Origin of the sequence: Clostridium simiarum, assembly GCF_018919175.1 — a bacterium.
Classification (GTDB): domain Bacteria; phylum Bacillota; class Clostridia; order Clostridiales; family Clostridiaceae; genus Clostridium_L; species Clostridium_L simiarum.
In genome coordinates this window covers 88,740-103,343 of record NZ_JAHLQL010000001.1, presented here as the reverse complement: position 1 = coordinate 103,343, position 14,604 = coordinate 88,740, and the positions used below count along the sequence as shown (strand labels likewise).

13 protein-coding genes are annotated in these 14,604 nt (G+C 28.7%); 6 read left to right on the top strand and 7 right to left on the bottom strand.

The genetic code is table 11. The annotated features are described in order from the left end of the window. Positions 1-235: 235 nt before the first annotated feature. A complete protein-coding gene (locus KQI89_RS00480; protein ID WP_216455480.1) occupies positions 236-1,999 on the top strand; it encodes a M56 family metallopeptidase in 1,764 nt (587 codons plus the stop codon). 735 nt (positions 2,000-2,734) lie between these two features. Then, a complete protein-coding gene (locus KQI89_RS00475) occupies positions 2,735-3,574 on the top strand; it encodes a CvfB family protein (protein ID WP_216455479.1) in 840 nt (279 codons plus the stop codon). 250 nt (positions 3,575-3,824) lie between these two features. Here KQI89_RS00475 and KQI89_RS00470 read toward each other — a convergent pair whose 3' ends face one another. Then, a complete protein-coding gene (locus KQI89_RS00470; protein WP_216455478.1) occupies positions 3,825-4,655 on the bottom strand; it encodes a MerR family transcriptional regulator in 831 nt (276 codons plus the stop codon). Positions 4,656-4,765: 110 nt separating this feature from the next. Here KQI89_RS00470 and KQI89_RS00465 point away from each other — a divergent pair, with 110 nt between their 5' ends. After that, positions 4,766-5,350 carry a GNAT family N-acetyltransferase gene (locus KQI89_RS00465; RefSeq protein WP_216455477.1) on the top strand — a complete coding sequence of 195 codons (585 nt, stop codon included), beginning with the start codon at positions 4,766-4,768 and terminating at the stop codon, positions 5,348-5,350. A gap of 489 nt (positions 5,351-5,839) precedes the next feature. On the opposite strand, the gene KQI89_RS00460 is transcribed toward KQI89_RS00465, so the two are convergent. The 4 genes from KQI89_RS00460 to KQI89_RS00445 all read right to left on the bottom strand — a co-directional run bounded on the left by KQI89_RS00460 (position 5,840) and on the right by KQI89_RS00445 (position 10,887). Then, a complete protein-coding gene (locus tag KQI89_RS00460; protein WP_216455476.1) occupies positions 5,840-7,252 on the bottom strand; it encodes an aspartate ammonia-lyase in 1,413 nt (470 codons plus the stop codon). 404 nt (positions 7,253-7,656) lie between these two features. Continuing rightward, a complete protein-coding gene (locus tag KQI89_RS00455) occupies positions 7,657-9,102 on the bottom strand; it encodes a DEAD/DEAH box helicase (protein WP_216455475.1) in 1,446 nt (481 codons plus the stop codon). 277 nt (positions 9,103-9,379) lie between these two features. Continuing rightward, a complete protein-coding gene (locus tag KQI89_RS00450; RefSeq protein WP_216455474.1) occupies positions 9,380-9,937 on the bottom strand; it encodes a GNAT family N-acetyltransferase in 558 nt (185 codons plus the stop codon). 179 nt (positions 9,938-10,116) lie between these two features. Next, positions 10,117-10,887, bottom strand: coding sequence for an aminoglycoside adenylyltransferase domain-containing protein (locus KQI89_RS00445; RefSeq protein ID WP_216455473.1), 771 nt, complete (start codon positions 10,885-10,887; stop codon positions 10,117-10,119). A 482-nt stretch (positions 10,888-11,369) separates the two neighbouring features. On the opposite strand from KQI89_RS00445, the gene KQI89_RS17565 reads away from it, so the two are divergent. From KQI89_RS17565 to KQI89_RS00430, 3 genes are all read left to right on the top strand, one after another. Beyond that, positions 11,370-11,858, top strand: a complete 489-nt coding sequence (locus KQI89_RS17565; protein ID WP_216455472.1) for a DUF2975 domain-containing protein — start codon at positions 11,370-11,372, stop codon at positions 11,856-11,858. A 14-nt stretch (positions 11,859-11,872) separates the two neighbouring features. Continuing rightward, positions 11,873-12,097: a helix-turn-helix domain-containing protein gene (locus KQI89_RS00435; protein ID WP_032121218.1), complete on the top strand. Its 225-nt coding sequence runs from the start codon at positions 11,873-11,875 to the stop codon at positions 12,095-12,097. A gap of 66 nt (positions 12,098-12,163) precedes the next feature. After that, on the top strand, positions 12,164-12,385 hold the full coding sequence (locus KQI89_RS00430; protein WP_216455471.1) for a DUF3955 domain-containing protein: 222 nt from the start codon (positions 12,164-12,166) through the stop codon (positions 12,383-12,385). A gap of 175 nt (positions 12,386-12,560) precedes the next feature. On the opposite strand, the gene KQI89_RS00425 is transcribed toward KQI89_RS00430, so the two are convergent. Continuing rightward, positions 12,561-12,995, bottom strand: a complete 435-nt coding sequence (locus KQI89_RS00425; RefSeq protein ID WP_216455470.1) for an NUDIX hydrolase — start codon at positions 12,993-12,995, stop codon at positions 12,561-12,563. A gap of 559 nt (positions 12,996-13,554) precedes the next feature. Then, positions 13,555-14,598, bottom strand: coding sequence for a 2-hydroxyacid dehydrogenase (locus tag KQI89_RS00420; RefSeq protein WP_216455469.1), 1,044 nt, complete (start codon positions 14,596-14,598; stop codon positions 13,555-13,557). Between the last annotated feature and the right edge of the window lie 6 nt (positions 14,599-14,604).

Here is a 14,604-nt window from a genome sequence, read left to right as displayed (position 1 = left end):
TTAAATTGCTTAGTTAAGAACAACCTCTATCATAAAACATTCTCCCTTTTTATAAAGATGATTTAATTTTACTACTTTTTTATACCTATTGCAAGTAAGTTCTTTAGTAATTTATAATTTATTTTCCACATGCTAAAATAATTTTATAAATAATGGTTGACAATTGCGTCCTACAGTTGTAGTATGTAAGTATAGACTACAACTGTAGGATAGCTTTTGAAAAGTAGGTGATTTAATGAATTTAAATTTATTATTTAAAACTATACTTCAAATTTCTGCCATGGGAAGTATAGTAGCACTGATAATTATTATAGCAAAAGTTTTATTCAAGAATAAACTTAGCGCTACTTGGCATTATTACATTTGGTTTTTACTTATGATTAGACTAGTTTTGCCTTATTCTACCCCTACTTCTTTTAGTGTTTTTAATCTGTTTCAGTTTGCATCACAACAAGTTGAAACATCTGGATATATAAAAGAAGCGAAACCCTTGATAACTTCAGAAAATAATCTAGACCCTAATTCCCCTATTTTAGAAAAAGAATTCTCTTTCGGGAAATCTTACAGAGAAAATATAGCTGAAAGAAATTCATTAAAGGGTGCAAACATTTCTTTACGCATAAAAGATTTCCTTCCCATACTATGGGTTTTAGGCATAGGGATTTTATCCTTATATATATTAGGAACTTATATTATCTTCCTTATGAGGTTTTCAAAGGATCCTTTATGCAAGGATGAAGAAATTATAGATATACTAAAAGATTGTACAAAGTCTATGGGTATTAATAAAAAGATTTCAGTAATATACAGCAATAAAATAAAAACTCCTACCCTTTGCGGTATAATAAGACCTAAAATTTTAGTTCCCAAAAAGACTATGCACAATTTAAGCTTAAAAGAAAAAAGGTACGTATTTCTTCACGAGCTATCCCATTTAAAACGCAAGGATATTTTATTTAATTGGATATCAACAGTTTTGCTTGTAATACATTGGTTTAATCCTATTTTGTGGTTATCTTTTAGCAGAATGAAGAAGGACTGCGAAGTATGTTGTGATGAACTAACTTTAAAATATATAAATCCTGAAGAATATAAAAATTATGGTGAAACTTTAATAAAGCTCATGAGCATGCTTTCACTTTCTAACTGGACTCCAGGAACTACATCTATGGCAAATAAAAATGAAGTAAAAAGGAGGATAATTATGATATCTAAATTTAAGAAAAAACCAGTACTCACTAGCGTATTAGCAGTTTTAATAACTGTAGCAGTAGGCTTTACTGTTTTAACAAATGGCAAAGATAAAATTCCAAGTGCTGCTACTAACAATATAACAGAGAGCTCTATTGAACCCTCTAAGGATAGTACTCAAGAAGAGGCAACCACAGATACTAGTACTACTAAAACTGAAGAAGTTAAAAATACTAATGCAGAAATTGAACCAGTAAAAGATACTATTAAAAAAGAAGAAACTTCTAATAACAGTAAATCAAAGGAAGTATCTAGTGAAGTATCTAAAAATAATACAGCAAATATTTCTGATCAAGAAATTATAAAAATATTATCTGAAGGATATGTTAACCTTAGAAAATACGAAATACTTTTTAATACAGATACAACTATAGAAAAGGATAATCAAAGCTACGCTAAATTAGGGAAAGATCTTAAAAATTACAATGAGGCAATTAAATATTTAGATTCAGAAATAAGTTTTTCTAAACATTACAGTAAAAACTTTAAAAATAATTTCCTAAATTATATGAGCAAAGAAATAGATGGTGAACTTTACTTTCTGTTAGGTAATTTCGGTATAGGATTTAAGATGAATGAAGCTGAAATAACCTCTAAAAAAGTTGAAAACAATAGTATTATAATGACTCTTAAACTACAAAATGCAGCTGAAGATTATTATGGAGATTTTAAAGCAACTTTAGTTCTAGAAAATGGGAAATGGCTTATAGACAAAATAAATGTCTTCGGTATAGCAACAGTAGAATAATAATAATAATAATAGATTAAATATAGGTTAAATAGGTTAATATAAGACTGCAATAAATTTGCAGTCTTAATTTTTAAAAAACATCTTGCATTTTATAGAATAAAGTTATATAATATAAAAGTTAAGATAATTTAATCTTATAGAGTTGTTGCAGGATACAATTGCAAGATCAGAGTTATTTCAAATATTAGAGTTATAAAAAGTTAGAAAAATGAACCTGAAAATCTTCAATCTTTACTTTCTAATTAATTTCCTAATTTAAAAATATTGTTTGAATTTTGTACTAATTACTTTCTTAACAGTATACTTTATCTTGTCACATTTCTATAGGAATTTGTAGGAGGTACCAAATGAACGTAGAAAACACATTTGTAATTACGAAAGATATTATTGAAGAGTGTCTAGCAGAATGTCTAGAAGAAGAGTAATAATATCTAAAAGCCGCTATCAGTGCTAAATTAAGAGTATTGATAGCTTTTATTATTTTATATGATATTTACTATTGTTAATAGATATTTATAGGAAACTCATCTTCATGACTTTAGATGAGTAAGCGAATACCATCAAACCATAAGGTTTGAGTATCTGTTTAACCGATTACCATCAGACCACGAGTTTGGGTACCTGCTTAAAATCCTTACACCAAACCATAGATTTGGGATATCTGCTTGTGTTAGAATAAAATATGACAAAGAAAGAAAAAATACATATATAATATAAAGAGAGGTAATGAATTTGATTAAAATAGGTGATTTTAATAAGTTAAAAGTGGCAAGAGCAGCTAGTATTGGGTACTACCTAGATGCTGGTACTGGAAATTCTTCAAATGATATACTACTACCAACTAAAAGCGCTCTTGAAGAAAATCTAAATGTCGGAGATGAAGTAGACGCCTTTATCTATCGTGATTCCAGTGATAGAATAATAGCTACCCTAAAAAAACCTTTAGCTACGGTAGGTGAATTAGCCTATCTTAGAGTGGTTTCTTCCACAAAAATAGGTAGCTTTGTGGACTTTGGTCTAGAAAAGGATATCCTTGTTCCTATGAAAGAAAAATTATATCCTTTGCAAAATGATAAATACTATCTATTTTACATTTACTTAGATAAAACTGATAGAATTGCTGCTACAACAGACATAGATAGATATTTAGAAACTGACTCTGAATATGAAACTTCCCAAAATGTAAAGGGAACAGTTTATGGTTTTCAAACTAATAGTAGCGCCATGGTAGCTGTAGACAATGCCTTTAAAGGGGTTATTTTAAGAAATGAATATTTTAATAAACTAAATCATGGGGATGTACTAGACTTAACAGTAATTAAAATTTATGAAGATGGCAAACTTGGCTTAACCCCAAGAAAAGTTGCCAAAGTAGAAGTCAATACCCTACAAGAAACCATATTAGAGTATCTAAAATCCCATGATGGATTTATGACTTTTAATGATAAGACTACACCAGAAAAAATATATAAAGAGTTTAATGTAAGCAAAAATCATTTTAAAAATGCCTTAGGCGGACTTATGAAAAGAGGTTTAATAGAGCAAGATGAAAAAGGCACTACGCTTAAATAAAAGCAAGCTCCTTTTCCTATCCTACCATAAGAACCCTGAAAAGATCAATTAAAATCAATGTTTTCAGGGTAAAGACAAACAGAATGAAGCTTAACATTGAATACCGAAAGAGATTAGGGATACATTCTTTCAAGCAATGATATCTCTTTTTCTTTGTGTTGCCCTTTCATATAAGGAGGGTTTCACGCCATAGGCAGAAATGTCTGTGGTGTTTTTTAATACCCGAATTTAGCAAAAGGCTATGGACACACTATTCTATGCGTATAGAAATTTCAAATAGTAATTGATTTGATGCATCAGTACATAATTCGTCAATAAATGCAATCTCATAAAAAGGATCAATGAGTTTAAGATTGTTTTTTACAGCATAACGATATATCTCCTTATAATAATGACTGGCACTTTCATATCCCCCCTTATGATGTGTAATAAGGTATCGTCCAGCTTGTTTTTTTAATAACTTACTATGGTCTCTTTTATTAAAAGCCTTCACAAATAGCTGAAAATATTGTTGTGTCAATTCTTTATCTATTTCACTTATATTTGTTATAGAACCAACTTGGTATGATGTGTGAATTCCATTTAATTTACAATAATCAAATATATTCGTAATTTCTTTTGACAGCTTAGCTGTATCAATAAATTGCATTTTAGAGGTAACAACTAGATATTCAGAATCAAGCTCTTCTATAAAAATATCTGAACTTTTAATACTATTGTTTTTTTCTACCATTTCAATTTTATAAGTAAGAGCTTCCTTAATTCCATTTAAATGTTCAATTTTATTTTCAACTTCCTTTAGCTGAAGTTTGAACAAATCAATTAAATTATAAGGAGCTTTATTGTTAATGTAATTTTTGATATCTTTTAAAGAAACATTGAGTTCCTTTAATACACTAATGACATAAAAACTTTCTATTTGATCAGCGGAATAATATCTATAACCATTATCTCCTTTTTGCAAAGGTGATAAAATTCCTAGCTTATCATAATAAAATAAGGTGTCTTTAGAAACGTTACAAAGTTTGGCAAATTCTCCTGTAGTTAATAAAAGTTTATTTTTTAAAACTATTTCAATCACCTCTTGACTATGGTGTAACACTATACTTTAAGATTATATCATAGAATAAAAAAATAATAACCCATGTTGATTTAAAACTAAAATATTAATTATTTGAATGAGGTGTTAACATGATTAGAAAATTAGAAATAAATGATGATTTAGAAAAGGTTTCTAGATTAATATATGATACAGATGTAGGAATATTTGAAATGCTTTTTGGTGAAAGAGATAAGGCCATATCCATTATCAGAAAGTTAATTGAGAGAGAAAATAATTCTTTTTCTTACAAGCATATTTTCTGCTATATAGATGAAGAAATTAGAGGCATCCTAATTGGATATAATTATAAAGATATTGATGAAAGTGAAGAGACAGCGGAACTTAATGAGATTTTACCAAAGGGCGTTATGCTTGAACTTTTCTTTAAGAGTTTAATTTTAAAACCAGTTATAGAAAAAAAAGAAGTCAATGACTTATATATTCAAAATATATGTGTAGAAGAAAGTTACAGAGGAAGATCTATCGGAACTAAACTTATAGATTACTATTTTGAATATGCTAAAAATTTGAATCATCAAGCAGTTTTTTTAGATGTTTCTTATGATAACTATAGGGCGAAAAAGTTATATGAAGAAAAAGGATTCCTTACCATAAGTTCAAAAAAAATCAGGTTTAGCAATGAAGGAGTATACAGAATGAGGACAGCTTTATAGAATTAATCTACTTTTGCTCTTCAAAATATTTATTGCTAATTTAGACAAATGAAGTAACCCTTTAATTCACATCTAAACTTGATAATATCATGGAACCTACTAACCAAGAATCACAGAGACAATATACTTTCAAAGTCTTTCCAAAAGGCAAGGAAAAACGGCATAGCATAAATGCTACACCGTTATATCCTTGCCACACACAAAAGTTTTCTTATGTGTGGACACCTTTAAGGAACTTCTTTTTTTATTTAAGTTTATAATCTTCTTAACTTCATACCTTTCATATTGCTAATAAATGCATCCACCCTATGAGAGTCATTAATACAAAATGAAAGATTTTACTTTTCTCTAATTTAAAGTTATAAAAACTCATCTTATAGTTTTAGATGTAAAAGGGCATTCCCTTTTAAAAAAACTTCACCTTAAATCAAGAATTGCTTAGTTTTTACCCTTTATAAAGGTATATTTTCCCTACTTTATATGGGTAAATTATTTAGCAATAAGGTTTTTGCAAGATATACCTGGTTCTGTCATTCCTATTGGGTCTAGTATATCATTAAGTTCCGACTCCCTTAATATTCCTTCTCTAATTATAATTTTTCTAACAGATTCGCCAGTTTTTAAAGCAGTCTTAGCTATTTTTGCAGCTTTCTTATATCCTACATGTGGACATATAGCCGTAATTATTCCTACACTATTTTCCACTAATTCTCTACATCTTTCCCTATTAGCTGTTATACCTGTAATACAATTTTCTACAAAGGTATCAACACCATTAGTTAAAGTTTCTATAGATTGGAATAGGTTATAAAATATAATTGGCTCAAAGGCATTTAGTTCTAACTGACCAGCTTCAGCAGCCATAGTTATAGTAACATCATTTCCTATGATATTAAAGGCCACTTGGTTCATTACCTCTGGTATTACAGGGTTAACTTTCCCTGGCATTATGGATGAACCATTTTGCTTTGATGGAAGATTTATTTCTCCGAAACCTGTTCTAGGTCCTGAAGACATAAGTCTTAAATCATTTGCCATTTTAGAAAGGCTAACTGCACAATTTTTAATTCCAGAAGATACCTCAACAAAAATATCTAAGTTTTGTGTTGAATCAATTAAATCCTCTGCTTGCATTAAGCCTAAATTTGTAACTTCATTTAGGGTAGGTACAATTTTACTTAAATATTCTTCATCTGCATTTATCCCAGTTCCTATAGCAGTACCACCCATATTTATAACCTTTAAATGCTTTTCTACTTTATTAAGCCTTGCAATATTTCTTTTTATCACTGAACTGTATGCCTTGAATTCTTGTCCTAATCTAATAGGTACAGCATCCTGCATTTGAGTTCTTCCCATTTTTATAACATCATCAAATTCTTCAGATTTTTCATCTAAAGCTTTATGCAATATTTCTAACTTACTCATAGCTTTTTCAAGTAATCTTAAAATAGTTATTTTACCTGCTGTTGGAATAACATCATTGGTAGATTGTCCCATATTAACGTGATCATTAGGGTGAACTATTTTATAATTTCCCTTTTCTTCCCCCAAAATCTCTATGGCTCTATTTGCGATTACTTCATTTGCGTTCATATTAGAAGAAGTTCCAGCTCCCCCTTGAACAGGATCTACTATAAACTCTTCATGTAACTTTCCTTCTATTATTTCATCACAGGCAGCAGTTATAGCCTTTTCAATTTTCTCATCTAAAAGACCAATAGCACTGTTAGTTATGGCCGAAGCTTTTTTTATTTCAGCAAGACTTTTTATAAACTCTTCATTTAATTTTAGTCCTGTTATTTTAAAGTTTTCCATAGCTCTTAAGCTTTGTACTCCATAATAAGCATCCTTAGGTACTTGTCTTAATCCTATTGAGTCACTTTCCATTCTAAATTCCATAAAACTTACCCCCAGTTGAATTAAAAATTGCTTCATTATCTTTTATTATTAATAATAATGAATGAAAACTTTCATCAATTTAATTATAGTCCTTCTACTAATTAAATTCAAGATAAATTGCAATTATACTTTCACTTTATATCTCTTTAACTCTGATTTACGAATCTTTACTTGCAAATTAGGTTAAGTCTAATATAAGTTATAGTCTTGTTATATAGGAAACTCATCTTCATAAATTCAGATGGTACTCGAAGAGTAAGCGACTGCCAACAATCCATAGGTTTGGGTATCTGCTTAACCGACTATCACCAAATCATGGATTTGGGATATCTTCTTAAGTTCTTCTAAGTCTCAGATGGAGCGTGAGGAATTCCTCATATGGAAACTCCACCTAAGCCTTTCAATCATTTCATAGCTCTTTGTACTCTTACAGTTTTCCCTTTTATAGTTTTCTTCTCTAAAGACTTCAATACTAAATTTCCCTTTCCATGTAGTATATCCACATAAGAAAATCCTTCTTGAATATCGATGATTCCAACATCCTCTGGATTTATTCCTTCAATACTTGTGATAGTTCCTACAATATCTAAAGCTCTTATTTTTTTCTTTTTACCAGCGTTAATATGTATTTTAGTAATCCCCTTGTTTAGCTCTACACTTTTATGAGGCTTTATTTTTGGTTTAATCCCTTTTTCTTTATCATATATTCTCTTTCCCTCTTCTACCTCTTCATTAGATGGAATATTTCCATGAGGAATTTTTAGACCTATGTATTCTTCAATAGTTTCTAAAAACTTAAACTCTCTTTTGGATACAAAAGTAATGGATTTCCCCTTATTTCCAGCCCTTCCTGTCCTTCCAATTCTATGGACATAGCCTTCTTTTTCCATGGGCACGTCATAGTTAATTACATGGCTAACATGTTCTACACTTATGCCTCTTGCAGCTACATCTGTGGCAATAAGAAACTTAAACTCTCCTTTTCTAAAGCTTTCCATTGCATTTAACCTATCCTTTTGCTCCATTCCTCCATGTAATCCCTCACAGGAATACCCTTTGTTTTTCATTTTTCCAACTAACTTATCTACAGCCTCTTTTGTATTGCAGAATATAATAGAACTAACAGGTCTTTCTGTATATATTATTTTGTTAAGAAGTAAGGATTTTTTCTCTTCTTCAACTTCATAATAAACCTGCTCAATAGTCTCTGTGGTTAAACTCTCTGGAGTAACTTCAATTTTCACAGGATTGATCATATATTTACCACATAATTCTTCTATTTTATCTTCTATAGTTGCAGAAAATAACATGGTTATTCTGTCCTTAGGCAAAAGCTTTATAATTGATTCCACCTGATCTATAAAACCCATATTAAGCATTTCATCTGCCTCATCAATAACCAAGTATTTTATACCCTTTAAATTTATATTTCCCTTTTGAATATGATCTAGAGTTCTTCCAGGTGTTCCAACAATAACATGAACTCTTTGCTTTAATTCTATCTTTTGAGTATTCATAGGTTGTTTACCAAAAATAGCTACAGGTCTCACTCTTTTAAATCTTCCTATGTTAAATATATCTTCCTTTACCTGTATGGCTAGTTCTCTAGTTGGTGTAAGAACTAAAACCTGGGGTAGTCTTTCTTCTAACTCTATTTTTTCACAAAAGGGAATAGCAAAAGCTGCTGTCTTACCACTTCCCGTTTGAGCTTTAACTATTATATCTTTATCTTCAAAGGCTATAGGTATAACCATCCTTTGAACATCTGAGGGTCTTTCAAAACCTAACTTATTTAAAGATTTTAGAACTTCTTCACTTATACCTAAATTTTCAAAATTTGATTTATCCATAATATTTCAACTCCATACATAACTTTATAGATTTACATTATAATCTATTATCTCCTAATAATCTATTTTAATTTAAATCTTTAAAATAAAAGCAAATAAAAAAGTGCTATCTCTCAAAGACTAACACCTTTTTATTTACTTTCAATTAACTTCATAATAAGAATCTTTGTTTTAACTTAGGTTTACTTATGAAGAAACTATACAACGATATGTATGAATATAAGTTTCCTTTTTAAATTTATCCTGTGACTACCATGGCTAAATCTATATATTCCTTCTAAAATTCCGTATTTAACAAAGCATAAACATACATATCTTTACACTCTCCAGTAACACTATGACATTCAAATTGCCTTAAATATCCTTCCTCTTTGAAGTTAAACTTTTTCAATATTTCTTTTGAAGCTATATTTTCACCACAAACAAAGGCTTGAATTCTTACTAAATCCAATTGGTTAAATCCTAATGATAATACTTTCTGCATTGCTTCAGACATAATTCCTTGACCCCAGTAATTTTCTGATAATTCATATCCAATTTCAGCCCTTTTACCTTGAAATTCACTTAAAAATATAGTCCCAATAATTTTATCTGTTACTTTATCTGCTATTGCAAAACGAATAATCCATCCATCATTAAAGCCTCTATTCCATATTTTTATAACTTCATAACCTTTCTCTAATGTTTCAGGACCGTTCCAGTCAAGATAGGCATGTACATTTTTATTTGAATAGTATTTTACTAATTCAGGAGCATCTTCTAATCTTAATTGTCTTAATCTAATTTTTTCACTTTCTATTACAGGAAATTCTTTTAGTACTTTTTTAAAATCCATTTTTATTCTCCTTATCCTTTTGAATTACCAATCTTCACCCTTAAATCATAACATACTATTTTCTCATGTGAACTAACCTATAAAAGTTTCCCTTAAAAGTACTATGCCTAAAATTTAATTCATCCTCTGGTTAATATTATTAATATCCTTTCAAAAAAACCTATCTAAAATTACAACTATTATGAAATAAAGATATTATGAATTAAACTAATTTCCCTTATCATAAAATCCGCAAAATCAATTAATAATTCAGAGTTACAACTAATACTACTTCCATTTTTATAGGCTAATAAGGCTTCTTTTATAACTTCACCATATTGTGTAGCTACATAAGAATATGCCCATTCTCCCCCTTCTTTTTTAGAGCATATGGCTCCTTCCTTAAGATAATATAAAACTCTACAAAGGTTTAGAGTAAAATATATTGGTGAATTGGTTATTTCTTCTTTTACATTTACAATATCATTTATAATTGATTCTATATAATATTTGGGTGGAACAGGTTGAAATGTATCTTTTATTGGTTTTCCAAACAAGCAAATGCCTCTTGAAATAGTGATTGTAATGTGTGCAGCCAAATCAGTATCTTCTCCATTTTCACAGATATAACTACAGTCCCTTTGATATCTTTCCTTATGATCATTGGAGAAATGTAAAATAAATGGTGTTGGATATTTAAAATGTTTTACATCCTCCTCCAATAGAATGCTCATCTCAAAGCCTTTTTGTGGAGCATTTTGGGATAACTTCAGTAGCACTTCTATTAATTCTCTCTTCTCTTTAAAATCTATGTTTTCTTTTACTACCATTAAAAAATCAATGTCACTGATATCAGGATTAAAGCAATTCATTGCCAAGGATCCATGTACATAAATACCAATGAGATTATCCTTTAAAATGTCATGGTAGCAACTTACAATTTCATCTAATATGTCTTTTGCATATACCATTATTATTACCACCTTTTTACTTCATTATATATATATATCACGTAGAATCCGTCTAATCTAAATCTAATTTACATGATTTCTAAATGCCATTTTACTTTAACATCTTATAATTTCATAACATAGCAATAATGGCGATTAATAGATCTTATTTATTTTTTATGTAAAATAAATTTCTGATTAGAATATTTGAATTCCGTTACAGGTTCATCTTCCACAAATCCATATTTTTTTATATAAACTATTTTAATTATGCATTAAATTACTATTCTATCATAAATATAAGAATATTATGCCATAAAAATCATTATTAAATAAACTCCTTCTATTCTAAATATAGCTATAAGAAATTATATTTATTAGACCTTAAAAAGATAAATATATATCGAATTAATTAAATTATTTATTGACAAACGATAAATAATTTATTATTATCAATATTAGAGGTATTAATATTAAATAATAAAAGAATTGAGGTTGATAGTGTGAAAAATAATTTTATTCCTAAAGTTTTAAATATAATTGTGATCTTAGGAATTTCTATTACATGCATTTTTTATTTAGCAAATCCACTTATTATTAAAGCATTTTTAAAAAATCATTATTCTATGACAAACCATGAATTAGTTGTAACAATCTCTACTTGCCTTTATTTACTTGGGGTTCCTTATATAATGGCTCTATTTAAGTTAAAAAAACTTTGCGATTTGGTGGTTAAGAATAATCCTTTTTCTATAGAAAGTGTTAAATCATTAAAAATTATTTCTATGTGCTCTTTTATGGAATTGCTTCTTATTATAGGGTGTGAAAAATATTTAGATTATTCAATAGCAGGCTTTAAAAATATTCCTTTAGGCTTACCAATTGCTGCATTGACTATAATTTGTTTGACAATAGGATTTTTATGCATAGTATTATCCCAATTATTTGAAATAGCCATAAAAATCAAGGAAGAAAATGATGAAACAATTTAGAAAGGAATGTTACTATGCCGATTATAGTGAATCTTGATGTAATGATGGCTAAAAGAAAAATTAATTCTACAGAACTTTCAGAAAAAATGGGAATTACTATGGCTAATCTCTCTATTTTAAAAAATAGTAAAGCAAAAGCAATTCGTTTTTCTACACTAGAATCCTTATGCAAAATTTTAGATTGTCAGCCTGGGGATATTTTAGAGTATGCAGATGACAATGATGATAGATTAAAATAATATCTCTATTTTGCAAATAAAATAAAATTAAAATAAATTAACTTAATTAAATGGGAGGAAACCTTTATGAAAAAATATACTTTTTCTTTAATATCACTTATTATATCTTTTGGTTGTATAGCTGCTTATGGAATTATCGGTTCTAAAGTTGCTCCAGATGGTACTCTAATAGAGCCCTTTTTCTTAATACCAATGTTTTGGTTATTTGCCTTGATTGCGGCAATTTCAGCCTTAATAGTTAAAGTATGTCCATTCTTTTATAAATCTAAAAAACATAGCAACAACTAATTCTTATAATTAGTTATAAACAAAGTATATCCACCCCTTTTACGGGTGGATATTTATTTTAGACTCTGTATAAAAAAAGGGGTAACTAATGTTACTTCCCTACATACATCAACTCACAAAATATAAACATTATGAATTAAAAATATATAAAAACAACCCCACTATTCAATGAATTTTACCATCCATAAATATCAAATTGTATACCGGATATGTAGTTTTCTATCGCTTTTTTTATATATGGTATAGTATTAAAAGGAAGATTATCTATTTCAAACCATGATAAATCATCACACTTTTCTGGTTCCATATTTACTATTTCATTATTCCATGAATCTGCTACAAGAAAAAAATCTATTCTCTCAACCTCTGATTTTCTATGCATAACACCTACAATCTGTAGATTATTTGCTTTAATCTCTATACCTGCCTCTTCCATTGCTTCCCTTATCATTGCTGACTTTACATCTTCGTCTCCATCTAAATGTCCTGCTACAACACTGTAATTTCCATCTTCATATCCTGTATTAAATCTTCTTAATAGTAATATTTTACCTTCCCTAATAAGCAAAAGGTGTACGGCAACGGGCATTTGAAATTTTTTCTTAATCAAAGAAAATCCCTCCTTATCTTATATAGTGTACAATATTTTCCAAACATGATTTTTCTAATAATTTTTATATATTCTCAAACCATTCTTCATTAATTATTACTTTTTCTACAACTTTAACTGAAACACCCGGCTCTAATTTTTTAAATGTTTCGCAAGCTCATTTCCATCTATTAAATCTACAGGAATTGCACCATCTCTTGTTGCCCCTTTAATTACTACCCTTGAAAATACACCTGTTGTTATGATTATACCTAAACATAAAATTATCTCTCATATTTCTACATTAACATATATTTATTTTAACATCTAAATACATAAAGGAACAGAAATTCTTATATATGCAATTTATCATGAAACATTACAAATTTCAGTGTATAGCTTTAATTCTATTTCTTAAATATACTCTCTAAATTAATAAAAAGAGTTAGTTGTTTAAACTAACTCTTTTCAAGCTTCCTTTTGTGTAATTTTATTAATTATTTACATTGTGTTGAGATGGCATTATAATGCATTATTTTTCATATATTATAGTTCTCTATACAATTAGTAATTATTTTTTTTATTTTAATTTAATAGATACATTATTTATTATAGGTGCTTTACCCTTACCTTCTATTAGATTAATTACATTATCACACATTATTTTAGGGCTATTAGTAAAAGCATCTTTTGTAGAACCTGCCATATGGGATGTTATGGTTATATTATCTAATTTTAATATCTCATCGCTTTCTTCTAAAGGTTCCTTATCAAATACATCTAAAGCAGCTCCTGCTATTTTCTTTTCTTTTAGAGCTTCTATTAACGCTTTTTCATCTACTAGCCCAGATCTTGCTGTATTTACTAAGTAAGCTGTGTCTTTCATTAAATCTATCATTTTTTTATCTATCATGTGATAAGTATCTTTTGTAAGTCTCGCATGTACAGTTACTATATCAGATTCTTTCATCAATTTTTCTAAATCTACAAATGTTACCCCTTCAAATTCATCTTGAAAATAAGGATCATATACTGATATATTACTTCCAAAGGCTTTAAGGTAAGTAGCAACTAATTGACCTATCTTTCCAAATCCCACTATACCAACATTTTTATTATACAATTCTGGTATATTATCTCTATTAATGAAGTCTTTTCTCCATATGCATTTTTTTAAATCAGCGTGAGATCTAGATATATTCCTAACTTCAGATAATATCATACCTAAAGTAAACTCTGCTACAGCTCTAGCATTTCTTCCAGGAGTGTTTAGAACAGCTATATTCTTTTCTTCAGCATATTTAATATCTATATTTTCTGTTCCTCCTCTAAGAACTCCTATAAGTTTTAACTTCTTTCCTAAATCCATTACCTTTTTAGGTATAGGTGCAAATTGAACTATAAGCATGTCAAAGTTTTCTATACCTTTATATAAATTATCATCTACGCTCACTGCCTCAGGCCCTTGTTGCTCTATGATTAAATTGTCTGCTTGTAGCTCTTCTAAAGAAGGATGTTCCCATTCTCTAACTTCTATTTCACAGCCATACTTTTCTAACTCAGAAAGTCCTGAATACATTACTTTTCCTGGTATAAATCTATCTCCTATAGCTAATATTTTCATATTTAC